Source organism: Streptomyces sp. NPDC012827 (assembly GCF_042900905.1).
GTDB classification, from domain to species: domain Bacteria; phylum Actinomycetota; class Actinomycetes; order Streptomycetales; family Streptomycetaceae; genus Streptomyces; species Streptomyces gulbargensis.
Genome location: NZ_JBIBBY010000001.1, coordinates 613,668 through 636,711, shown reverse-complemented (window position 1 = coordinate 636,711; position 23,044 = coordinate 613,668). Strand labels below are relative to the sequence as shown.

Sequence of the window (23,044 nt, the reverse complement as noted above, 5' to 3'; positions counted from 1 at the left end):
GGTGCTGCGACTCTATCGGTACGTCGACAAATTGAGCAGAGGGGCCCACGTATGAGCGCCGCACCGTGATGCGACCATGGGGGCGTGGCAGGTATGCGAGGCAGGCAGACGGTACGCGGGATGTTCCAGTCCCTCGGGGTGATCATGGTCGCCGCGGGTGTGATGTATCTCTTCATCCCGCATGACGAGAACGCGGAACCGGTGAAGGAGAAGGACTACCGGGTCGAGCTGATCACGGCCCAGCGGGCGGCGCCGTATCCGGTGCTGGCGCCCGAGGGCCTCGGTGAGGGCTGGAAGGCCACGGTCGTCTCGTACAAGCGGGAGAAGGGCGACGCCTGGCAGCTCGGCTTCCTCTCTCCCGACACCCAGTACGTGGCCATCCACCAGTCGACGGCCGAGGCGAAGAAGTACGTGCCGGACGTGACGCACGAGGCGAAGAACACCGGCCGGACGCAGACGGTCGCGGGTCAGGTGTGGCAGCGCTGGGAGGGTCCGAAGTACGACGCGCTGGTCCGGACGGACGGTGGGGCGACGACTGTCGTGACCGGTACGGCCTCCTTCGACCGGCTGGCCGAGATGGCGGGCGCGCTGCGGGCGAAGAAGGCCTGAGGGCCCGTCGCGGACGACCGGATACGGGAAAGCCCCCGAGTGCTCGGCACTCGGGGGCTTTCCCGCACTCCACGGGCGGCGCGGCGGCGTCAGACGGTGGTGACGACCTCGTCGTAGGCCAGGCGCGGGGAGCGCGGGAACCAGGCGTCCTCGCCCGGCTTGCCGATGTTGACGACCATCAGCGGGGTGTGGTCGTCGTCCAGGAACTCCTTCTGGAGGCCGGCGAAGTCCAGGCCGGTCATCGGGCCGGCGGCCAGGCCGGCGGCGCGCACGCCCACGATGAAGTAGGCGGCCTGGAGGGCGGCGTTGAACAGGGCGGACTGCTCGCGGGCCGGGCGCTCGGCGAAGAACATGTCCTTGGCCTGCGGGAAGTGCGGGAGCAGCGCCGGGAGCTCCTCGTGGAACTCGTTGTCGGCGGAGAGGATCGCGACCAGCGGGGCGGCGGCGGTCTTCGCCTGGTTGCCCTCGGCCATGTGCTTGACCAGGCGCTCACGGGCCTCGGGCGACCGGACCAGGGTGATGCGCAGCGGGGTCTGGTTGAACGCGGTCGGGCCGTACTTCACCAGGTCGTAGATCGCCTGGACCTGCTCGTCGGTCACCGGCTCGTCGGTGAACGTGTTGGCGGTACGGGCCTCGCGGAAGAGGAGGTCCTGGGCGGCGGGGTCAAGAACGAGAGACATGCTGCGTACCTTCCGGACTGCAAGAGGAGTGCTCGCGAGGGGAGTGCGGGCGACGTCCTCGACAGTACGCCCGGGATTGATGAAAATTCAACTAACCCATGCGGATAGTGATCCGCTTCACGTTCGCAGAGTCTACGGGTCCGGGCGGCCGACTGGTCGTGAACAGGACAGAAGCACGGTCCGGGGAGGAGGCGGGCGGTCGTACACGAGAGGCGGGCACCCCGGGCCCCGCCGGTGTCCCTCCCGTACGAGCCCGGCCGGGCACCCCCCCCGGGGCGCGGAAGCCGCCCGTCAGCCCTCGTCGTCCGCGTCCGCGTCCTCGTCCCCGTCCGCGCCGCCCCCGGCCGCCCGCTCCGCCGCCAGGGAGGCGTCGAGGCGGGCCCGCGCGCCCTCCAGCCAGTGCCGGCAGACCTTCGCCAGCTCCTCCCCGCGCTCCCACAGCGCAAGGGACTCCTCCAGCGTCGTACCGCCCTGCTCCAGGCGCCGGACCACCTCGATCAGTTCGTCCCGCGCCTGCTCGTACCCGAGCGCCGCCTCCAGGCCCACGCCCGCCTCCGTACCCGTACCGCTCGCCATCCGCTTCCGTCCTCCGTGTCGTGTCTGTTCCACCGGCTGCCGCACCCCCTAGGGGGCGCCCGGCACCCGGCGTACCGCGAACTCGCCCTCCGCCACCCGGGCCCGCAGGTCCTCGCCGTCCGCGACCTCCTCCGGGGAGCGGACCACGGCCCCGCCGGCCCGCTGGAGCACCGCGTACCCGCGCTCCATCGTCGCGGCCGGGGAGAGTGCCCGGACCCGCGCCCGGGTGTGCGACAGCTCCGAGTCCGCCCGGTCCAGCAGGTGGCCCAGCACCCGCCGGCTCCGCGCCAGGAGCGCGTCGATCTCGTCCTCGCGGACCTCCACCATCCGCTGCGGGTGCTCCATGACGGGCCGGGCCAGCGCGTGCGCCAGGCCGCGCTCCTCCCGCTCCAGGAGCCCCCGCACGGTCCGCAGGGCCCGGTCCCGCAGACCCCGCACCCGCTCGAGTTCCTCGCCGACATCGGGCACGACCTTCTTGGCCGCGTCCGTCGGCGTCGAGGCGCGCAGATCCGCCACCAGGTCGAGCAGCGGCGCGTCCGGTTCGTGGCCGATCGCGGACACGACCGGCGTACGGCAGTCGGCCACCGCCCGGATCAGCTGCTCGTCGGAGAACGGCAGCAGGTCCTCGACGCTGCCGCCGCCCCGCGCCACGATGATCACGTCCACGCCCTCGTGCGCGTCGAGCTCCCTCACCGCCTGGATCACCTGCGGCACGGCCCGGACGCCCTGCACCGCCACGTTCCGCACCTCGAAGCGGACGGCGGGCCAGCGCCGCCGTGCGTTCTCCAGGACGTCCCGCTCGGCCGCCGAGGCCCGGCCGCAGACCAGACCGACCAGCTGCGGCAGGAACGGCAGCGGCCGCTTCCGGTCCAGGGCGAACAGCCCCTCCGAGGCCAGGCTCCGCTTCAACTGCTCCAGGCGGGCCAGCAGCTCCCCGATCCCGACCGGTCTGATCTCGGCCGCCCGCAGCGACAGCTGCCCCCGCGGCGCGTACCACTCCGGTTTCGCGTGCACGACGACCCGGGCACCCTCCGACACGACGTCCGCCACCGCGTCGAACACCTGCCGGTAGCACGTGACGCCGATGGAGATGTCGTGCGACGGATCGCGCAGCGTCAGGAAGACGACCCCGGCGCCGGGGCGCCGGGAGAGCTGCGTGATCTGCCCCTCGACCCAGATCGCCCCGAGCCGGTCGATCCACCCGCCGATCAGCCGGGAGACCTGCCCGACGGGGAGGGGAGTTTCGGCGGACGTAGTCAGACCCATGCACCGAGCGTAACGGCGAGGTCCGACAACGTCAGGACCGCGTGCCCTCGGGGGCGTGGTCAGGGCCGTACGCCTCGGGCCCCGGCCGTCGGAGCTCAGCCCCGCGTGCTCCCCGCGCCCCGCGCGCCCCGGGCCGTCCCCTGCACCGCCAGGACGACGAGACCGACGGCCAGCCACACCGCGCCCACCACCTGCGCCGCGCGCGAGGCCTCCACGATCACCGCGATCAGGATCGCCGCGCCGAGCACCGGCAGGACGACGTGCTTCAGCCAGTGCGGCGGCCCCTCGGCCCGCCGTACGGCGAACCACCCCACCACGCTCGCGTGCAGCAGGACGAAGGCCGTGAGCGCGCCGACGTCCACCACCGACACCAGGTGGTCGAGGCCGTCGTCCCGCCGGGCCGCCCACACCGCCGCGATCATCGTCACCGTCGCCGCCACGAGCAGCGCCACGCGCGGCACGCCCGCGTCCGTACGGGCCAGCACGTGCGGCAGCCGCCGGTCACGGCCCATCGCGAACAGCAGCCGTCCGCCGGCCGCCTGTCCGGCCAGTGCGGCGAAAGCCGCGCCGATGGCCTTCGACACCGCGACGAGATCGTGCAGCCAGCCGCCCACGGACGAGTCGACCGCGTCGTAGAAGGCAGAGCCCTGCTTCGCGGGGTCGGCCGCGAGCTCGGCCGAGGAGAGCGGTTCGAGGAGCGCCACGAGCCAGGTCTGCGCCACGAACAGGACGCCCGCGAGCGCCAGGCAGAACAGCACCGCCCGCGCCACCTTCCGCGAACCGCCCGTGACCTCCTCCGCGAACGAGGCGATGGCGTCGAAGCCCAGGTACGACAGCACGGCCACCGACACCGCACCGACGACCGCCGCGAGCGAGAACGACAGGTCCCCGGTGAGCGGAGACCACCAGTCGCGCCGCGCCCCGTCCCGTACGAGCACCACCACGGCCGAGACGACGAACACGAGCAGGACGGCGATCTCCATCGCCAGCACCGCGAAGCCGACGCGGGCGGCCGCGCGGACGCCCCACAGGTTGAGCAGGGTGGTGATCACGACCGCGATCCCCGTCCAGATCCACCGGTCCACCCCCGGGACCAGCGCCTCCATGGCGATGCCCGCGAAGAGGTAGGCGACGGCAGGGATCAGCAGGTAGTCGAGCATCGCCATCCACCCGGCGATGAATCCCGGTCCCTCGCCGAGCCCCTTGCGGGCGTACGTGAAGACCGAGCCGGCCTGCGGGGCGACGCGCACCATCTGCGCGTAGCTGAAGGCGGTGAACGCCATGGCGACCGTGGCCACCACGTACACGAGGGCGACCGCCCCGTGCGACCGGGCGTCCAGCGTGCCGAAGACGCCGACCGGCGCCATGGGCGCGATGAACAGCAGGCCGTACACGACCAGATCCCGAAACCCGAGGTTCCGGCGCAGTGTCCCGTGATCCGCCACCCGCGCGTCCTGAGCCATGGGCCCAGTTTCGGCCACGCCGCCGATCAAAACGGCGACCGACGCGGCCTTACGATGGGACGCATGACTGCAACGCCCGCGACCAACCGCCCGAAGCGTGTCCTGCTCGCCGCTCCCCGCGGCTACTGCGCGGGCGTGGACCGTGCCGTGATCGCCGTGGAGAAGGCCCTGGAGCAGTACGGGGCGCCGATCTACGTCCGGCACGAGATCGTCCACAACAAGTACGTCGTCCAGACCCTGGAGCGGAAGGGCGCGATCTTCGTCGACCAGGCGACCGAGGTGCCGCCGGGCAACATCGTGATGTTCTCCGCGCACGGCGTCGCCCCGACCGTCCACGAGGAGGCCCGCCAGGGCCGCCTCGCCACCATCGACGCCACCTGCCCCCTGGTCACCAAGGTCCACAAGGAAGCCGTCCGCTTCGCCAAGGAGGACTTCGACATCCTCCTCATCGGCCACGAGGGCCACGAGGAGGTCATCGGCACCTCCGGCGAGGCCCCCGACCACATCCAGCTGGTCGACGGCCCCGAGGACGTCGCCAAGGTCGAGGTCCGCGACCCCTCCCGGGTCGTCTGGCTCTCCCAGACCACCCTCTCGGTCGACGAGACGATGGAGACGGTCGACGCGCTGAAGGAGAAGTTCCCGCAGCTCATCTCCCCGCCGTCGGACGACATCTGCTACGCCACGCAGAACCGCCAGCTGGCCATCAAGGAGCTGGCCGGCGACGCCGAGCTCGTCATCGTGGTCGGATCGAAGAACTCCTCGAACTCGCAGCGCATGGTCGACGTCGCCCTCCAGGCCGGCGTCCCCGCCGCCCACCTGGTCGACTTCGCGAGCGAGATCGACGAGGCGTGGCTGGAGGGCGTGACCACCGTCGGCCTCTCCTCCGGCGCCTCCGTCCCGGACGTCCTCGTCCAGGAGGTCCTGGAGTGGCTGTCCGAGCGCGGCTACGTGGACGTGGAGATCGTCAAGACCGCCGACGAGTCCCTCACCTTCTCCCTCCCGAAGGAACTCCGCCGCGACCTGCGCGCCGAGGCCGCCGGGCTCGTCAAGGAGTAACTTCGGGCCCGGTGCCCATACGGTGATTCCATGAACGTCTTCGGAGTGGACATCGGCGGCTCGGGCATCAAGGGCGCCCCCGTGGATCTGGAACGGGGTGCTCTCGCCGAGGAACGTCACAAGGTACTGACCCCGCAGCCCGCCACACCCGACGGTGTGGCGGGCTGCGTCGCGGAGGTGGTGGAGCACTTCGGGTGGTCCGGTCCCATCGGGGTGACCTTCCCCGGCGTGGTGACCGGTTCGACCATCCGTACCGCGGCGAACGTCGACAAGGGCTGGATCGGCGTCGACGCGGCCCGGCTCATCGGTGAGCGCGTCGGCGGTCTCCCCGTGACCGTCCTCAACGACGCCGACGCGGCCGGCCTCGCCGAGATGACCTTCGGCGCCGGCCGCGGCCGCACCGGCACGGTGATCATGCTGACCCTCGGTACGGGCATCGGCTCGGCCCTCTTCGTCGACGGCCGGCTCGTCCCCAACACCGAGCTCGGCCACCTGGAGCTGAAGGGCCACGACGCCGAGAAGCGGGCCTCCGCGAAGGCCCGCGAGGACGAGGAACTGACCTGGGAGCACTGGGCGACCAGGCGGCTGCAGAAGTACCTGGCGCACGTGGAGATGCTGTTCTCGCCCGAGCTCTTCATCATCGGCGGGGGAGTGAGCCGCAAGGCGGACAAGTTCCTCCCCTTCATCGAGGACATCCGCGCGGAGATCGTGCCCGCGCAGCTCCAGAACAACGCGGGCATCGTGGGCGCGGCGATGGCGGCCGCGTCACCTGAAGCCGGCGGCCGGGACCGGTCGGCCGGGTCCTGACACCCGCCGCGGCGACCGGGCACCCGCCGGACCGGGCACCCGCCGGGCGGCGCGCGACGGGCCCGCCCGCGGGTCCCGCAGCCGCCCGCCCCCGGGAGCCCCGCGCCACCCGCGTACGGCCCGGCGGGACGAGGCCCGGCCCCCGTCGTACGACTCCCTAGGGGGCGGTACGACGGGAGGGCGCCGGCCGGGGAGCGGCGGCGGGACGCTGTCCGGCCGCCTCGCGGGCGGCGGCAGCGGCGCGCTGCTGCTGCCGCCGCCCCATGTCCCGCACCTTCCGCACACTCGCGATGAGCCCGGCGACGAGCGTTCCGCCGTAGAGCCACCCGGCGTGCACGGCGAGGGCCGTGACGACCGCCATGGCCTGGCCGCCGATGCCCCCCGAACCGCCGGAGACGGGGACGACCCCGACGGCGAACGCGATCGGTACGCCGATGGGCGCCGTGACCAGGTCCGCGGGCCGCACCCACAGCGCGGTCAGCGCGCTGACCGGCAGGAACAGCAGCCCGTAGACCAGCGGGGACCCGTCGAACAGCACCCGGTCGAGGACGCCGAGCACCAGCATGGCGGCGCAGGCGAAGAGACCGGCGCCGAGCCCCGTGAGCCGGGGCGAGGGCAGCCGCCGCAGGGCGAGCACGACCGGCGGCACCGGTCGCCGCGCCCCCGGGGGCCGCCTGTCCCCGGGACGCCCGGCCGCGCCCGTACCGGCGGCGGCCCGTTCGACGCGGGCGCCCCCGGGTGTCCGTCCGGAGCGGCCGGTCACGCGGTAGACGGCAGCGCCCTCCACCAGCGCACCGGGCGGCGCGAGAGGGGTTTGCTGCCGTCGGCGGCCTTGCGGCTGACTTGTCCTGTGCTGCTCCACTCCACCAACGTAGGTCGGGAAGGGGCGGGAATCCGGTCCGGGACACGCCCTTTGGGTGACCTTGACCCCGACTTCGGCCGAAGGTCGCCGTCACCGGCCGGTTCCACCCGCCCGTAAACTGGTGGATCGGCCCACCCACCCACCTTCAGGAAGTCGCCACCGTGTCGCTCACGATCGGAATCGTCGGTCTGCCGAATGTCGGCAAGTCGACCCTGTTCAACGCCCTGACCAAGAACGACGTGCTGGCGGCCAACTACCCGTTCGCCACGATCGAGCCCAACGTCGGCGTCGTCGGCGTCCCCGACGCCCGCCTGACCAAGCTCGCCGAGATCTTCAACTCCCAGCGGGTCCTCCCGGCCACGGTCGACTTCGTCGACATCGCCGGCATCGTCCGCGGCGCGAGCGAGGGCGAGGGCCTGGGCAACAAGTTCCTCGCGAACATCCGCGAGTCCGACGCGATCTGCCAGGTCATCCGCGCCTTCAAGGACGAGAACGTCGTCCACGTCGACGGCAAGGTCTCGCCCAAGGACGACATCGAGACGATCAACACCGAGCTGATCCTCGCCGACCTCCAGACCATCGAGAAGGTCCTGCCGCGCCTCCAGAAGGAGTCCCGGATCAAGAAGGACGTGGCGCCGAAGGTCGCCGCGGTCGAGGCCGCCCAGCAGATCCTGGAGAAGGGCGACACCCTCTTCTCCCAGGGCATCGTCCAGGGCTCGGAGAAGGCGGAGCTCCTGCACGACCTCCACCTCCTCACCACCAAGCCCTTCCTCTACGTCTTCAACGTCGACGAGGACGAGCTCACCGACGAGGCCTTCAAGGACGAGCAGCGCGCCCTCGTCGCCCCCGCCGAGGCGATCTTCCTCAACGCCAAGCTCGAGGCCGACCTGGCCGAGCTCGACGAGGAGGACGCCATGGAGCTCCTCCAGTCCGTCGGCGCCGAGGAGCCCGGCCTCGCCACCCTCGCCCGCGTCGGGTTCGACACCCTCGGCCTCCAGACCTACCTGACGGCCGGCCCCAAGGAATCCCGCGCCTGGACGATCAAGAAGGGCGCCACGGCCCCCGAGGCCGCCGGTGTGATCCACACCGACTTCCAGAAGGGCTTCATCAAGGCCGAGGTCATCTCCTTCCACGACCTCGTCGAAACGGGCTCGGTCGCCGAGGCCCGCGCGGCCGGCAAGGCCCGCATGGAGGGCAAGGACTACGTGATGCAGGACGGCGACGTGGTGGAGTTCCGCTTCAACGTGTGAGGCGGCCTCTGCCACGCCGGCACGGGCTGAAAGGTGGAAGGCGCGGAGGTGCACGTCGCCGAGGTGGACCATCTCCCTCACTGGCAGGTGCGCCTCCCGTTCCCGCTCAAGCGTGCGTCTGCTCCGGGCGGGAGGCCGGCGGCACGGCAGGTCTTCCGGGTTCCGGTCCAGCAGTTGTGAACCCAGGAAACACTCTCGAACGTCGTCCACAGAGGAGTGGGGCATCGATACGCTTCGCGTACCATCGATGATCTCGGAGATCGTAGGGCGCAGCTTCCGCGAGCGGGGCTCCGTACGGGGGTGGATGAGAACCTGCCCGCGGATTCTGGTGTTTGGGTCGACGGTTCGCCGGTGTTGCTGTGACTCTTCCTGCGGGAGCCCGCCACGTGGTGGACGGACAGTGCTTCAGGGACCGCGATTCAAAATATGGAGGGCAGTGCAGTGACGAAGGGGAAGTACGGGGTTCCCCTGGAGCGGTCGGACTATCTTGGGCTACCTCCTCACCCCGACCACTGCACGGAGGACAACTTCTCGGAGTGGGTCGAGCGTCACCGTGACCGGAGGCTGGCCGCCGACTTGTTCACGGGAGCGGGGGGACTCAGCCTCGGCATCGAGGAAGCCGGTTGGACGATCGCTGCCGGGGTGGACTTCGACACTCGAGCCTTGGAAACCCATGCCCATAACTTTCCAGGGCTGAGTCTTCCCATGGACTTGGGCGATCCGGAGGTTCGCGATCGCTTGGTGGCCCTTCTCAAGGAAGCCAAGATCGACCTCGTGGCGGGAGGTCCGCCGTGTCAGCCGTTCAGCCGTGCCGGCCGCAGCAAGATTCGCGATCTGGTGCGCAACCACGGCAGGGACCCGAAGGACCATCGTAAGCAGCTCTGGCAGGCGTACCTTGATGTCGTCACGCGGGTCCAGCCGCGCGCCGTGCTGATGGAGAACGTCCCGGACATGGGCCTTGGGGACGACTTCGCCGTTGTGCGGATCATTGAGGAGAAACTGGAGGACCTCGGATACGCCACTCAGGTCCGTCTGGTCGACGCATGGCACTACGGCGTCCCCCAGCACAGGAAGCGCTTGATACTGCTCGCGCGTAACGACATCGAGCGCTTCGACTGGCAACCGAAGGCGGAGCGGGATGTCACACTGCGTGAGGCGATTGCGGATTTGCCGAGATTCGACGTCAAGGCCAGAGAGCGCGTGGGAGCGCGGGAACTCGCATATCAGGAACCCGAGAATCCGTCGGAGTTCGTCGCCCTGATGCGTGCGGGTGCACCCGCCGGCTCCATCCATGATCACATGACCAGGCGCGTGCGCCAAGACGATCTGGAGATCTTCTCGGGGATGACGTCGACGACCCTGTACTCGCAGATCCCCGCCGAACTGCGGCGCTATCGTGCCGATAATTTCACCGACAAGTACAAGCGACTGGACTGGGACAAACGCAGCCGTTCCATCACGGCACACATCGCCAAGGACGGTTACTGGTACATCCATCCAGAGGACAACCGGACCCTCACGGTCCGAGAGGCTGCCCGTATCCAGACGTTCCCCGATCGGTTCCGCTTCGCGGGCACCAGAAGCGACGCCTTCCGGCAGATCGGGAACGCGGTGCCTCCCCTCCTCGGCAAGGCTGCGGCCGCCGCGGTGGCACCCGTGGAAGGGACGGAGCATGGGCGGCCACTGATCCCCCACTGGCGGTCGGTGCGCCAGGAGCTCAGTGACTGGGCCGAAGCCGCTCGCGACAAGGAAGCCTGGTTCCACTTTCCAGGCCCTGAGATGAAGTCGCCGCAGGCCGCGGTCATGGCCTTGATGTCCGGCAGCCGCCTCAGGGCGAACGAGCTGCGCGGCATGATGGAGACGATGCGAGGCAAGAGGAGCGTGACAGCGCGCTTGTTCGAGCAGCTCCTCGGCCAGGCGCCGACGGTGTCGGCACGGGAGAAGCTCGCCCGCCTGAAGCCCTTGGTCGACGACCGGCACGCGTGGCGGGAGACGAACCAGTACGACGTGCCGGAGGCCCTGGGGTTCAAGCCCGCCGAGGAAGCCCTCTATACCCTTCTCCTGGGTGACCAGGACCTGCTGCTCATAACGCAGGGCGTTCTCCGCGTCGGTGCCAGGGTCAATGACAGTGAGGCGGACCGGACGAACAAGCTGACCGACGGACGGGTCAATCTCATCCGGCTGGTGGGCGCCGGGACCAATGCCTCCCTGCGCATGGCAGCCCTACGGGTGATCGGCAACGAGTACTGCACGGCGCAGAAGCCGCACTGTTCTTTGCCCGACCGCAAGTGTCCGCTGCTGAAGCACTGTTTGGGCAAGCCGGCGGACGACGACTTGTACAGCGTCACTTTCGGTGATGAGGCTGTGGACCGGCCTTGCTAGGGCCTGGTTCTGTGCAACGGCCCAGGGCCCGGTTCCGAGATCTCTTGGGACCGGGCCCTGTAGGCGTCAGGTCAGGTACGGGCTGAACCCACCCGCAAGAGCCCTGTCGTAGACCTCCAAGGCTTGGCGGACCTGGGCCGGAGTGATCTCGCTCCCCGTTGTCAGCTTCGTGGCAACGGTGGTTGCCATCTGCTGGTCGTGCAACTCAAGACTTCGCGTCTCCCGTGCCCACCCGCTGAGGGCTTCCCAGTCGGCGAGCGGGATCTCCTTCAGCCTCTCCAGCCGGGCCTCTTCCTCCTCCCGGGTGTCGATGGGAATGTCGACGGGCTGACTCAGCAGTTCCGCCGCGAGTTCGTCAGGCACCTGCCAGTCGATCGATTTGACGTCATCCCAGCACTTGGGGTTCTTACCCCACTCGGTGGCGAGTTTGCCCTCCTGGATGACGATGTCCATCACCCGCGGGCAGAGGTCGTCGGCGGCTTGGACGACGGCGGCGCTGACCGCTTGACGCCGCCAGATTCCGTCGAGGTCGATTCGTCGGTCTGTCGCCTCGCAGAGACGGGCCATGGTGTAGGTGGTGACCACGGCCTTCTGGCTGCCGGCCCCATGGTTCTTGACCACCTGGTCGACCGCCTTGAAGAGGATGCCCATGGCGATGACCCGACGGCAGTAGTCCGCGTCGACGACCGGTGGGTTCTCCTTGACGCGCACTTGGAACTCGGCGAAGTTCTTCTGAGCGCCTCGGGCAACCTGATGTGGCAGGCCGTCCCACACATTCACGTACTTCGCCAGGTCGGCCTTGGTGAACCGGCGTGCAGGCGGGTTGTCCGAGCGGAACTTGCGCCTGGCCGCCGGCGTGACATGCTTCGCCTCCTCCACCGCGTACGAGCCGCGGGCCCGTTCGTACCACCACCGGACGTCCTGGCCGGTGCCGTCGGCCGACGTTGCCCAGAGAGAACGGCTGACCCGCTCGAAGTCGACGTGGAACTTGTCATTCGACGAGAAGTCGACCAGAGTAACCTTGTTCTGGGTGTTCGAATACTCGGAGATGCGTGGGACGATCTCCATGAGGTCCGACTCCTGCACGAGGGTCAGCTTCATCTGCACACTGACCTTCGCCAAGTCCTTCCGGTCCCGCTTGAGGACATGGTGCAGTGTTGCGGTGGTCTGGCCTCCGTTGACGATCTGGAGGCCGGTGAGCTTCCTGATCGCCACCCGGTTCCCGTCGGAGTCCTCGACGAACTCCGCCTCCAGCGCCGTGGCCGTGATGCCGTTGTTGTAGGCCAGGAAGAACTCGGGCTCCTCCCTGAGAGTCTTACGGATTCCACCGTTGACCTTGCCTCGGGCCTGGAGATACGCCCGGACGTTCAGCTCCAGCAGTCGGGTGCGGTGCTCTTCGTACAATTCGGCAAGGTGCTGGCCCGGAACCACGGCCAGCGTGACCGAGAGGCCCGAGTCACCGCCCTGAACGGACAGGCACGGTAGCGGCGGATCGAAGTCCACGATGATCGGCTCTCCACCTGTGCCGGACGTCTCGTGCCGGTACAGGCGACCGAGGTCCCAGAGGTGGTGCTCGACGGGGACCCCGTCGAACTGTTCCGGTTCGGGGCCGCTGCGCGCCGTGGACTCGTAGTTGGCGAAGAAGAACAGACGGATCCGGGTGGCATCGGCGAGTATCTTCTCGACGCCCTCGCAGAGCTGGTACACCTCATCGATCGGATCGAAGTGAGGCTGGATTTTACTGGTCTTCCGCAGAAAGGCATGAAGGCGCCGGAATTGGCGCTCCATGCCGGCCTTGGTCAACTTGGTCGCTGTAGGGGTCAGGTTGAAGTCCGCGGTGTACAGGTCGAGGACCGTCCGGTCCTCGCTGTAACCGAACCCGAAGACCATGACTCCGTGCCCCTCGTGGTAGGCGACGGTGGTGTTGGAGACGAAGCCGCCTTCCTCCAGCATCTCCAGCACTCGGCGGGTGAACGTCTTCGGGATGGAGCCGTCCTCGGCCTCCGCCCGGGTCTGTATCTCATTCACGAGCGTGCGGGCGTAGTCGGCAAGGGACAGCTCAGCCATCAGTACCTCTGATCACTCCGGTGACCTCGTCGGTCGTTGTGCGGTGCTTCTCAAGTCCAGCGACGCTGATCTCGTAGGAGCAGTTTCCTACGCCGGCGGGAAGGCCGGTCTCCACGATCCGAGGAAACTCCTCGTCGACGTTCCACAGATCAGTCTGACGCAGTGTGTAACGGGGTTCGTCGTACAGGTGCCGCTGGTGAGGCAGGTAACCGGCCCAGGCGAGCCGTTGTTCGAACCCCGCCGTGGCCGCGGGCGTGCCCAGCGCGGACCGGATCTCGTCCACCACCGAGTTGAGGCTCTCGCCTGTACCGCCCCGCCGCGCGTCGAGGGCGATCCGTACGAGAACCAAGCGATCGACGCCCCTGTCGTCGAGCTGACGTTCGTTGGCTATCCGTACGGCGGCAGCACTCTTCCCGGAAGTGGCCTTCACCTCGATGGCGATGGACGGCAGCTGGAAGTCCTGGTTGCTGCCCTCCGGCCCTGTCCACGCCGCCACAGCCGTATCGGCCGGCAGAGAGCGCATCAGGTGACTTCGCAAGTAGTGCAGTTCCGCGTAGAGCCCCAGCCGGGTGTCCCGACCCAGCCCTGTTTCGCCGACACGACGCAGAAGTTCCTGCCAGCGAGTGAATCGGAGTACCGCGCGTTCCAGCACCGTCTCGGGCGCAGCGTCCCTGGCTGCACGTGCGATGTCCTCTGCTAGAGGCGTGAACACCTCCCTGAGGTCTCCCGCGGTGAGAGAAATCTGAAGCTCGAACTCACGGTTGCTGACGGAACTGCAGGACAGGCTCAAGCCACGTGTCTCCCGGAGGTCCATCAGCAGATCACGGGCCCGGTCCGCCGCCCTGGCTCCGGCCCGCACCACCAGCATGCGCTGGCGTGCCGGATGTGTCACGCCGACGTGAATGCTGTGGGGGCTCTCCGGGAACAGGCGTCGGGTGGAACGCCCCCGATCCGGCTGGGGAGCTTCCAGCTCCTTCCAGAGATTCTCGTCGATCACTTGACGTCCTCGTTCGCCTCGTCTGTCTCGACCTCGTCGTCCTGATTCCACCAGGGCACGTTGACCACGTACTCCTTGGCGTTGTCGGCCCTGGAAAGCGGGAAGCTCGCCGCGAAGCCGATGAGTGGTGTGTTCACTCCGGAGCCCTCGGGAGCTTGGATCAGGTACAGAAGCAGCAGAGGCTGGTCATGCCGTCGTTGCATCCGAATCTGGAAACTGGACGGCAGCGCGGGGTCGCGCGGCTCGCCGTTCCGCCTGATCTCCCCCAGTGCGAGCTCCTTGGTCTTCGCGAGGGCTGCTTCGTACTGCTCGTTGTCGAGGTCGAGTGCCTCGTCCTTCGGGCTGAGGACGCGCTTGATCGTGTGCCGGTCGGGCGCCGTGCGCGCCGTGTTGGAGGCGGCGCGGACGACGGGGCCAAGAGTATGGCCGGCGAGCTCCGTGGTGGTCGCGGCGTCCTTACGGGAGACGATGCGCACGGTCCACCGGCCAAGCTCGCCATGGCGTGCACAGTGCCGGATGTACTCGGCGATGAGCTCAGGCCGGATTCGGTTCGCTTCCGGAGCCGACTTGTAGGTGTCGAAAAAGCCTCCTGCCACGGTCTCCGGGGGGAGGTCGGCCCAGACGAGGCTGCCGGTTCTGTCGTCCACGCGGGGCTTCGAGTGCGTGAGCAACAGGTCTGTGAAGGTCTGCAGACTCTTGAAGTTTCTCTCCGGGACACCGTCGGCGAGCGGGAAGATCGTCGTTTCGGCGAGCTCCCCGGAGTAGCTCAGTCTGACCTTTGTGCCCTGCCGCATCTTGTTCGTGGCGGTGATGCTCAGCCCCAGGGAGGAGGTCCGCACTTTGAGGCCGAACTGCTTCGGCGTATAGCCCAGCACGGACATCTCCTCGATGTCGCGGCGCAGTTCATCCGTGGCGACCGTGACCTCTCGGTAAGCGGCCTCCAGCTGCGGTGTCGTGTACAGGCGGCAGAGATCTTCGTAGCCCGGTCGGTAACCGAACCAGCGTCCCATCTGCAGCAGTGTGTCGTACGTTTTGGCGAATCGAAGATAGTAGCTTACGGAGAGGCCTTCGAGAGTCAGTCCACGTGACAGCTTCTGGCCGCCCACAGCGATGACGTAGAGACCCTTGTCGCGGTTTGTGTAGTAGTCAAGTGCGTCCTTGGCCACACCGTTGATCGCTTTCACCTGGATCTTCAACAGGGAGGGCAAAATTTCCGCCGTCACCGCTTCCCACGAGAGGCGGGGCGCGTCCTCGGCCGTGAAGAAGTGGGTCGTGTCGACGAAATCCTTCTCCCAGAGCTCACGGAGCTCCTCCGTGAGGTCGCGGGAGGCCGTGCCGTAGCGATCTCGCAAGCTGTGCTGCAGGAGGCGCACGTAATCTTCGATCTGATCCCGTACGTGCCCCTGAACGCTTGTGAATCGCGTGACGTGGACCAGCATCGAATTGTGAACATTGACCTGCCCCCGAGCCCGCCGCGCGGCGCAGGCCAGCACGAAGGACTGCACGGCCGTGACCAGACTGGCCGGAAGGTCGGCCGTAGGTACCCATCCGGACTTGTGCTTGTCCGGTACCCAGGTGTCCGTGTCCTCCGCGTACCGCACGAGCGGCAGCGGTTCGATGTCCTCCTCCTCCTCGGAATAGGCCGTGAGGCCGAAGACCCTCTCAGGTCCCAGGTAATTGGAGGGGGCGCGCAGCGTGCGAATGAAACTTTCAGGGAAGAGATCGTTCCCGTAGGTGCCGTGATCGGCGTCGGGGTCGATGTAGATGTTCGCGTACGGGGTCGCTGTGTAGCCCACGTACGCCGACTTCTCAAAACTCGCCAGAAGTTCGCGGATACAGGAGTTGATCTTGGTGGGGTCGGCGTCGATGTCGGCGGTGTTGATGGACGCGTTGTCCGCCTCGTCATCGATGACGAAAATCGGGATGTCGCGAACGGTGCGGCGTCCGGTGGCCGAGTCTTCGACGCCGTGTTTGTCGGTCACCCAGGATCGAAGATGGTTGATCATCTTGGGATGCTTTTTGACGACCAGAATGATCGGAAAATGTCCGATCGGCAGGTTGGCCTTGGAAGCCGTCTTGCCGTTGAAGTCGCCATCCTCTGCACTGTTGGTCAACGAGGCGATGGCGAGGCGCCCTTCTCCGGCCATGTTCCCTACGCCGATGTAGTAATTGGCCCCTTCCTGGTCGGACCGGAGCTGGAACTGGGTGTCGAAGCCGAGCAGGCCCTCGTCGATACGGAGCTGGGTCTGCGCCCGCAGGTCGTTGTGGATACCTGCGAAGACCACGATGAGCTTGTATCCGGCGTCGGCGGCCTTGGCGGCCAGGCCGATGAACTGACCGGTCTTACCGGACTGGACCTGTCCGATGACGAGTCCCCGGCGACGCCACTGACCCGGCCGATTGGGGTCCTCAAGCTCACCGAGCACCTCGTCGGTGGTGCGGTCGATGCTTCGGACGACCTGTGCGGGCATGTCGCGTACCCACGACAGATAGCGCTCGTAGCGCTCCCAGAACGGCCACTTACGGTCATTCTTGGCGTCCGGCAACCAGGGGATGTGCCCGGTCCCGTCGCTGATGGCGGCGGAGGCCTCTTGGAAGATGTTGGTCCGCGCCTCGACCAGTTTGCGAAGTTCTTCGGCGTCGATCACCGCCCCACCCTGCAGCTCGGCGATCATCACCGCGCCACTGACGGCTTTCGACACGTCCTCCGGTGTGGCCTGACGGTCCTCGGGGAGAAGCTGGATCGCGGCCTTCAGGGCACGGGCCAAGTCTTTGTCGACAGCCGGGTCCACAGATGCCTCCAAGCGGCGGTGGGGATGGGATGAACGGAGGAATGAGCGTCGGCGGCGTACGCCGTCAGTTGCTCCAGAAGCCCTCAAGCTGGTCGAACGGGGGCATGGAGCGAATCACCTGCAGGGCCTGGGGCCGGGAGCGTCCTTGAGCCAGGAGCATGTCGAGCGTATGTCGGGCCACCTCCGTGGCCTCCTTCGACGCTTTGCCGGGACCTCCGAAAGGCTCCGGGTCGTCCGCCGTGTCAGGCTCATGGATCACTCGGAGAGCTGAAACCGGAACGGTTTCCTCCAGCAGGCGGAGGAGGGCCCGCACGTGCGAAGGATCGGCCGACGCCTCTTGGAGAACGGCTTGCACCAAGGGGTAATCCCGGTTGATCCGGCACCGCACGGTGCCGTCCGGACGGTCGACCTTCCAGGCGAACTGGAGATCGCCGGAATGCTGTCGGGCGGAGATTCGGCCGCGATGCCGCACGGTCTTCGCGGCTTCCAGGCGGGTGGTCTTGGCCAAGCGGGCGAGGTGAGCTCTGAGAGCCACCGGAGGAACCACCGTCGCCTTGCGCACGTCGACCTGCCACTGGGAGTCGGTCTCCGCAGGGATGTCGATCGCGATGCGCGCGGGGTTGTATTTCTCCTCGCGGCGCAGGCCACGCATGCCGAGCCAGCTTCCCGAAAGGATCAGCCGGTCGCGTCGGTAGACGTAGAAGCCCTGCTGTCGCAGCCAACCCTTCGGGCCTGCCGCCTCTTCGGCCTCGGCGGGGGTGAGCCGCTGCAGGCCGGGCAGGACGAACGGCTTCACCCTGACGACATGGCCGTCGAGCGGCAACTGCTCTCCGGGGAGGTGCCGAACGGACGGGTGGGAGGAAATGAACGGGTCCCAGGGCCGTACGGCATCGCCTGCCACGCGAACGGTGAGTCCGGCGTTGCCGGCGAGGAAGCGGGCGAAGACGAGCCCCAGATGTTGGGAGACCTTCGGTATCTCCTCGTAGAACCCCTGCTGTGTTTTTGCGTCGGCTGTTGTGGTGCGCCGGTAACCGCGCAGCCGCTGCCAGAGTACGACCGTGCCGTGCGCTCTCCCGCGGACGAGCATCTCAAGTGCTTCGGCGGCATCGGGGGGAGGCTCCCGCAGCAGACGCCACTCGCCGGTCTCCTCGACGACGTCCAGGTCCCAGGTGCGCGTCGCCCAGCGTCCATCCGCCTGTGCGGTGCAAACGGTCAGGAGCCGACACTGGGAGAAGGAGGCCGACTTCAGCCCCACCCCATAGCGCCCCAGGTCGGTCTTCGTCCGGTCCGTGGCCGACCACCGGGCGGCAACGGTCATGGCCGTGACCAGCGCCTCTTCCGACATGCCCACACCGTCGTCGACGATGGCGACCCAAGAACGAGGACCCTCCCACGTGAACTCCACGTCGATGGAGCGCGCCGCGGCCGACACACTGTTGTCCACGAGATCCGCCACGGCGTCCGGCAGCGAGTACCCGAGTGAACTCAGCGATGCGACCATGCCGACGGCTTTCGGTGGCGCCAAGTCGTATGTCAAGTCGTAGCCCCCTTCCCCCCATGAGCAGGGCCGGTTCGAGGGCACGTTCGCCCCGTGGCACTCGGCGAGACCAGGTAGAGGGCTGCCCGTGCGGGAGCAGTTCCGAAGCCTGTCAGGTGTGTCATGGCCTGCTGCAGAAGGCCATGCTAGTCCTTGCCGGATCCAGCTCTTCCTGATCTCAGAGAGTTGATGAGGGCAGTTTCGGCCACCAGGTGTGAATCGCTCGTCCGGCGGCCCGACGGGGAGGGCGGTCCGGTACCCCGGAGCGGCGGAGACCGAGCTGTGCGTACCACCGAGCCACGCACAGGTCGTCGGTCACCGCCCCCCGTCCGCGTATTCTCGTTCGCCGGGGAATCGGAACGCGGAGGTACGTGAGGTGGAGTTCCGGCTGCTCGGCTCCGTCGCGGTGGTGGGGGAGGGCGGGGACGTCGGGCTGGGGCCCGCCAAGCGGGCGACTCTGCTGGCGATGCTGGCGCTGCGGCCCAACACGGCGGTCAACGTGCCCCAGCTGATGGACGCGCTGTGGGAGGACGAGCCGCCCACCCATGCCAAGACCGTGCTGCAGGGGCATGTCTCGCGGCTGCGCGCGCTGCTCGCCGAGAACGGGGCGGAGGCGTACGGGGTCGAGCTGGTCACCCGGAAGTCGGCGTACCTGCTGCGGATGCCCGAGTCGCTGGTGGACGCGCACCGGTTCGAGGAGCTGGTGGCGCTGGCCGGCGTGCAGCGGAGTCCCGCCGACAGTGTGCGGATGCTGCGTGAGGCGCTCTCGTACTGGCAGGGTCCCGCGCTCACGGGGACGGTGCCGAGCCGGCCGCTGGAGGCGGCGGCGAGCGGGCTCGAGGAAATGCGGCTCGCGTCGGTGGAGGCGCTGGCGGCGGCGTACGGGCGGCTCGGTGAGCACGGCAGGGCCGCCGCCGTCCTGCGGACGGAGGCCGTCGCCCATCCGCTGCGCGAGTCCCTGGCCGCGGCGCTGATGCTGGCCCTGGCCCGGGCGGGCCGGCAGTCCGATGCCATGGACTGGTACCACAGGACCCGGCGGCTGCTCGCCGAGGAGCTGGGGGTGGACCCGGGCGAGACGCTGAGCGAGGCGTACGCGACGCTGCTGCGGTCCGCCGCGCCCGCCGCCCCGCCGCGTACCGCCGCCGCGCTCACGGCGGAGCCCCCGGCGCCCGCCCCGGTCGTGGTGCCCGAGCTGCTGCCGCGCCCGCCGCGCGGTTTCACCGGCCGCCGGGGCGAGCTGGCCGCGCTCGACCGGGAGGCCGGCGCGGGTGACGGCCCCGTGTGTCTGGTCACCGGTCCCGCCGGGGTCGGCAAGACCGCCTTCGCCGTGCACTGGGCGCACGAGCGGCGCGAGGACTTCCCCGACGGGCGCCTCTTCGCCGACCTGCGCGGCTTCAGCGACACCCCGGCGCCCGACACGGCCGCCGTGCTCCGCGAGTTCCTGCTGGCCCTCGGGGTGCCGCAGCCGCGGATCCCGGAGGGCGCGGAGGCGCGCGGCGCGCTGTTCCGGACGCTCACCGCCGGGCGCCGGCTCCTCGTCGTCCTCGACAACGCCCGTTCCTCCGAGCAGGTCCGCCCGCTGCTGCCCGGTGGCGACCGCTGCGTCACGCTCGTCACCAGCCGCGACCGGCTCGGCGGGCTCATCGCGTCCGACGCGGCCCGGCCCGTGCCGTTGCACCACCTGCCGGCCGCCGACGCGGCGGCCCTGCTCGCCACCGTCCTCGGTGAGGACCGGGTCGCGGCCGAGCCGGAGGCCACGGCCCGGCTCGCCGGGCTCTGCGACGGGCTCCCGCTCGCCCTGCGCGTCACCGCCGCCCGCCTGGCCGAGCGGCCCGGCTGGACCCTCGACGCGATGGTCGGCGAACTCGCCGACGAGCAGGGCAGGTTGTCGCTCCTCGACGTGGAGGACATCGGCGTCTCCGCCGCGCTCCGCCTCACCGTGCAGCAGCTTCCGGAGTCCGCCACCCGTATGTTCCGGGCCCTGGCCCTGCACACCGGCTCCGATGTCGACCGGTTCGCGGCGAGCGCGCTGGCCGGCACCTCGCCCGCGCAGGCCTCCGCCGACCTGGACCGGCTCGCCGCCGCCCATCTGCTCACCGAGGCGGTTCCCGGCCGCTGGACCCCGCACGACCTCGTACGCCTCTACGCGCGCCGGCTCGCGCCGCAGGCCGACCAGGAGGGGCTGCGGCGCCTTCTCGACCACTACCTCTACACCGGGCTCGCCGCCGACGCCGCGGCCGAACCGGGTTCCCAGCCCTGCTACGCCCTGCCCGCCGACCACCGGCGGCCCGCGGCGACCCGGGAGTTCGAGGACCGGGCGGCGGCACTCGACTGGTACGCGGCGGAGCGTCCCGCCCTGGAGGGGGCCGTCGCGGCGGCCGCCGCGCTCGGGCTGCACGACCGGGCCTGGCGGCTCGCCCTGGTCCAGTGGCCGTTGATGCTGGTGCGGATCAGCGACGGCTGGACGCCGCTCCTGGAGGCGGGGCTCGCCTCCGCGGAGCACGAGGGCGACTTCGACGCCCAGTCGCGCACGCGGGCGCTGCTCGGCTGGATCCTCCACGAGGAGGGCCGGGACGCGGAGGCCCTCGTCCACCTGGAGAAGGCGCCCGTCCTCGCCGCCCGGGCGGGCGACACGATCAGCGAGGCCATCGCGTACGTCAACCTCGCCGCCGTCCTGGACGCGACGGGCGAGCACGGGCGGGCCGGTCTGCTCATGGCCCAGGCGGTCGCCCTCGCCGACCGCTCCGGTCACCCCAACACCCAGGTGCTGACGCTCCACCACCTCGCACGGCACTGCCTGGAGGCGGGGGAGTACGAGGCGGCCCTCGCGCACACCGTTCGCGCCGGGGAACTCGTACCGCCCGACGGGATGGTCGTACGGGCCGGGCTGCAGATCCTCCAAGGGGAGGCCCTGGCCGGAAGCGGGCGGCTGGACGAGGCCGCCGACCAGCTGAAACGAGCCATGGCCGCGGCCGACGCGGCCGGTTTCCGGGAGGGTTCGGCGCGGGCGGCGGAGCGGCTTTCGCGTCTGGCAGCGGACCGTTAGCGGTACGCAAGCGGGACGGCAGTGCGGGGGCGGAAGCTGGTGTCGGCACGAAGGGCCCGCCGCGCCGGGGGCCGGGTGCCGCACCACGGACGCCACCCCACCGGCGCGCCCCGGGTGCGGCGCCCGGCTCCGCCGGACCGGCGGGTCCCGGGTGCCGCACCCGGGCGCTGCGCCCACCGGAGCGCCCGGGTGCACCGACCGCACAGCACACCGCAGGCGTCACGCCTCACCTTCACGGGGGACTCTCATCATGCGTACTCACCGCACGACCACCGCTCTGGCCGTCGCCGTCACCGCCCTCTCGCTGGGCCTCACCGCCTGCGGCGGTGGCACCGGCACGGGTGCCAAGGACGCGGGCAGCGCGACCGGCGCCACGGCGTCTTCGCCCACCTCCTCCTCCGCCGTCTCCGTCTCGCCGTCGGCGGCCTCGTCCGCCGGTGCGGGGACGACGGGCACCGGCACCGGGACGGGCACGTCCGGTTCCGCCGGCGGCTCGGCCACCACGGCGGACACCGCAGCGAACACCACCGCCGTGGCGACCGGCACCGGCGGGACCCGCAGTGCCGGCTCGACCGGCGCGAAGGAGCGTGCCTGCGCCGCCGGGGACGTACGGATCACCGCGGCCAAGGCCGACGAGGTGCCCACCGAGCACATCGTGCTCACCGCCACCAACACCTCGGCGAGCTCCTGCCGGCTCATCGGCTACCCGCTGATCGCCTTCGGCGACATCCAGACCGCCAAGGACGTCCCGGCCGTCGCCAAGAGCAAGCCGGCCGCCCCCGTCGTCCTGAAGCCGGGCGCCCCCGCGTACGCCAACGTCCGCATCGCCCTCGGGGGCGTGGACGAGGACGCCAAGGTCGTCACCGCGTTCAACGTGAACCTCTTCGCCGCCGACGGCCCGGCCGAGGGCAGCGTCGTCGTCAAGGCGCCGGCCGGCGGTCTCGCCGTCAACGAGGCCGTGGCGAAGACGGGCTACTGGACGCACGAGCTGCGGTCCGGCGCCGACGAGTTCTGAGCCGCCGAGTCCCGGGCCGGGCCTTCGGGCCCGGCGTCGCGTCACGAGCCGACGAGGTCCGGTCCGGGACGCTCCGGGGCGTGGGACCGCGCGGCGACGGACTCCGAGCCGTACGGAAGCGGGGCGGGGGAGCGGGGGCGGGCCCGGCGTTCGGGAGGACGCCGGGCCCGCCCCCACGCCGTGGTGCCGCCCCCGCGTGGAAGGCCCGTGCCGGCGGGGAGACCACTTCGGCCCGGACGGCCACCAGGGCGCCGCGCGTCGGTGAGGCCGTGCCGTCGCGGCTCGTCGAGGGCGAGCGCGGTGCCGGGGGTGACGGCGCCCGCGTGCGGCAGAGGCGGCAGCGCCTCCTCGTACCGCCGGAGGGAATTCACCCGGGCCGCGCGTTCCGGCGGGGGGAACGGGGGCGGTGGTGAGGCCGGGGTTCCGGGCGCCGACAGCGAGGACAACACCAGGTGAGGGCGTCGGTGGGCGCGGACGTACCGCGTCCGTGACACAGCCAGGAGCTCACGGCGGCGGCATGTCGGCGGTGTGGCGAGGGTGTTGCGGATGCCCGCGCGCTCTTGTGCGATTCCTATGGATCAGTCAATCTTTCGCTCGGCAGCCGGACGTTCCAGACGCCGCGGACTCCATGCCATGGAT

The 23,044-nt window shown here is 69.7% G+C and carries 16 protein-coding genes; 7 read left to right on the top strand and 9 right to left on the bottom strand.

Annotation, left to right across the window (positions count from 1 at the left end):
- Window positions 1-93 precede the first annotated feature (93 nt).
- Window positions 94-609: a DUF4245 domain-containing protein gene (locus tag ACFY60_RS02810; RefSeq protein WP_375165704.1), complete on the top strand. Its 516-nt coding sequence runs from the start codon at window positions 94-96 to the stop codon at window positions 607-609.
- A gap of 89 nt (window positions 610-698) precedes the next feature.
- Here ACFY60_RS02810 and ACFY60_RS02805 read toward each other — a convergent pair whose 3' ends face one another.
- The 4 genes from ACFY60_RS02805 to ACFY60_RS02790 all read right to left on the bottom strand — a co-directional run bounded on the left by ACFY60_RS02805 (window position 699) and on the right by ACFY60_RS02790 (window position 4,594).
- A complete protein-coding gene (locus tag ACFY60_RS02805; protein WP_309051797.1) occupies window positions 699-1,289 on the bottom strand; it encodes a malonic semialdehyde reductase in 591 nt (196 codons plus the stop codon).
- 291 nt (window positions 1,290-1,580) lie between these two features.
- On the bottom strand, window positions 1,581-1,865 hold the full coding sequence (locus ACFY60_RS02800; RefSeq protein ID WP_388607331.1) for an exodeoxyribonuclease VII small subunit: 285 nt from the start codon (window positions 1,863-1,865) through the stop codon (window positions 1,581-1,583).
- A 48-nt stretch (window positions 1,866-1,913) separates the two neighbouring features.
- Window positions 1,914-3,131 carry an exodeoxyribonuclease VII large subunit gene (xseA, locus tag ACFY60_RS02795; protein ID WP_388607333.1) on the bottom strand — a complete coding sequence of 406 codons (1,218 nt, stop codon included), beginning with the start codon at window positions 3,129-3,131 and terminating at the stop codon, window positions 1,914-1,916.
- A 95-nt stretch (window positions 3,132-3,226) separates the two neighbouring features.
- Complete coding sequence (locus ACFY60_RS02790; RefSeq protein ID WP_388607335.1) at window positions 3,227-4,594, bottom strand: APC family permease; 1,368 nt, start codon at window positions 4,592-4,594, stop codon at window positions 3,227-3,229.
- A 54-nt stretch (window positions 4,595-4,648) separates the two neighbouring features.
- On the opposite strand from ACFY60_RS02790, the gene ACFY60_RS02785 reads away from it, so the two are divergent.
- Both ACFY60_RS02785 and ppgK read left to right on the top strand, forming a co-directional pair.
- Window positions 4,649-5,650, top strand: coding sequence for a 4-hydroxy-3-methylbut-2-enyl diphosphate reductase (locus tag ACFY60_RS02785; RefSeq protein WP_388607336.1), 1,002 nt, complete (start codon window positions 4,649-4,651; stop codon window positions 5,648-5,650).
- Between the two features lie 30 nt (window positions 5,651-5,680).
- On the top strand, window positions 5,681-6,457 hold the full coding sequence (ppgK, locus tag ACFY60_RS02780) for a polyphosphate--glucose phosphotransferase (RefSeq protein WP_388607338.1): 777 nt from the start codon (window positions 5,681-5,683) through the stop codon (window positions 6,455-6,457).
- 157 nt (window positions 6,458-6,614) lie between these two features.
- Here ppgK and ACFY60_RS02775 read toward each other — a convergent pair whose 3' ends face one another.
- Window positions 6,615-7,319 carry a DUF6542 domain-containing protein gene (locus ACFY60_RS02775; RefSeq protein WP_388607341.1) on the bottom strand — a complete coding sequence of 235 codons (705 nt, stop codon included), beginning with the start codon at window positions 7,317-7,319 and terminating at the stop codon, window positions 6,615-6,617.
- 161 nt (window positions 7,320-7,480) lie between these two features.
- Here ACFY60_RS02775 and ychF point away from each other — a divergent pair, with 161 nt between their 5' ends.
- Window positions 7,481-8,569: a redox-regulated ATPase YchF gene (gene ychF, locus ACFY60_RS02770; protein ID WP_388607343.1), complete on the top strand. Its 1,089-nt coding sequence runs from the start codon at window positions 7,481-7,483 to the stop codon at window positions 8,567-8,569.
- A gap of 441 nt (window positions 8,570-9,010) precedes the next feature.
- Entirely contained in the window at window positions 9,011-10,951 is a 1,941-nt protein-coding gene (locus tag ACFY60_RS02765; protein ID WP_388607345.1) for a DNA cytosine methyltransferase, read from the top strand.
- A gap of 66 nt (window positions 10,952-11,017) precedes the next feature.
- Here the strand turns inward: ACFY60_RS02765 and ACFY60_RS02760 are convergent, their stop codons facing one another.
- The 4 genes from ACFY60_RS02760 to ACFY60_RS02745 form a co-directional block, all read right to left on the bottom strand.
- Window positions 11,018-13,018: an AIPR family protein gene (locus tag ACFY60_RS02760; RefSeq protein WP_388607347.1), complete on the bottom strand. Its 2,001-nt coding sequence runs from the start codon at window positions 13,016-13,018 to the stop codon at window positions 11,018-11,020.
- On the bottom strand, window positions 13,011-14,015 hold the full coding sequence (locus ACFY60_RS02755; RefSeq protein WP_388607348.1) for a PD-(D/E)XK motif protein: 1,005 nt from the start codon (window positions 14,013-14,015) through the stop codon (window positions 13,011-13,013). The genes ACFY60_RS02760 and ACFY60_RS02755 overlap by 8 nt, the downstream gene beginning before the upstream one ends.
- Entirely contained in the window at window positions 14,012-16,807 is a 2,796-nt protein-coding gene (locus tag ACFY60_RS02750) for a Z1 domain-containing protein (protein ID WP_388607350.1), read from the bottom strand. The genes ACFY60_RS02755 and ACFY60_RS02750 overlap by 4 nt, the downstream gene beginning before the upstream one ends.
- A 64-nt stretch (window positions 16,808-16,871) precedes the next feature.
- On the bottom strand, window positions 16,872-18,344 hold the full coding sequence (locus ACFY60_RS02745) for an ATP-binding protein (RefSeq protein ID WP_388607352.1): 1,473 nt from the start codon (window positions 18,342-18,344) through the stop codon (window positions 16,872-16,874).
- A gap of 376 nt (window positions 18,345-18,720) precedes the next feature.
- On the opposite strand from ACFY60_RS02745, the gene ACFY60_RS02740 reads away from it, so the two are divergent.
- Together ACFY60_RS02740 and ACFY60_RS02735 are read left to right on the top strand one after the other, a co-directional pair.
- Window positions 18,721-21,390 (top strand): BTAD domain-containing putative transcriptional regulator, encoded by a 2,670-nt coding sequence (locus tag ACFY60_RS02740; RefSeq protein ID WP_388607353.1) that lies wholly within the window; start codon window positions 18,721-18,723, stop codon window positions 21,388-21,390.
- 250 nt (window positions 21,391-21,640) lie between these two features.
- On the top strand, window positions 21,641-22,405 hold the full coding sequence (locus ACFY60_RS02735; RefSeq protein WP_388607355.1) for a DUF4232 domain-containing protein: 765 nt from the start codon (window positions 21,641-21,643) through the stop codon (window positions 22,403-22,405).
- The last annotated feature ends 639 nt before the right edge of the window (window positions 22,406-23,044 follow it).

Excerpts from the sequence above, each read along its gene's own strand:
- ACFY60_RS02735 (WP_388607355.1), top strand. The coding sequence starts at position 21,641 with ATGCGTACTCACCGCACGACCACCGCTCTGGCCGTCGCCGTCACCGCC.
- ACFY60_RS02760 (WP_388607347.1), bottom strand. The coding sequence starts at position 13,018 with ATGGCTGAGCTGTCCCTTGCCGACTACGCCCGCACGCTCGTGAATGAG.
- ppgK (WP_388607338.1), top strand. The coding sequence starts at position 5,681 with ATGAACGTCTTCGGAGTGGACATCGGCGGCTCGGGCATCAAGGGCGCC.
- ACFY60_RS02805 (WP_309051797.1), bottom strand. The coding sequence starts at position 1,289 with ATGTCTCTCGTTCTTGACCCCGCCGCCCAGGACCTCCTCTTCCGCGAG.
- ACFY60_RS02790 (WP_388607335.1), bottom strand. The coding sequence starts at position 4,594 with ATGGCTCAGGACGCGCGGGTGGCGGATCACGGGACACTGCGCCGGAAC.
- ACFY60_RS02800 (WP_388607331.1), bottom strand. The coding sequence starts at position 1,865 with ATGGCGAGCGGTACGGGTACGGAGGCGGGCGTGGGCCTGGAGGCGGCG.
- xseA (WP_388607333.1), bottom strand. The coding sequence starts at position 3,131 with ATGGGTCTGACTACGTCCGCCGAAACTCCCCTCCCCGTCGGGCAGGTC.
- ACFY60_RS02785 (WP_388607336.1), top strand. The coding sequence starts at position 4,649 with ATGGGACGCATGACTGCAACGCCCGCGACCAACCGCCCGAAGCGTGTC.
- ACFY60_RS02810 (WP_375165704.1), top strand. The coding sequence starts at position 94 with ATGCGAGGCAGGCAGACGGTACGCGGGATGTTCCAGTCCCTCGGGGTG.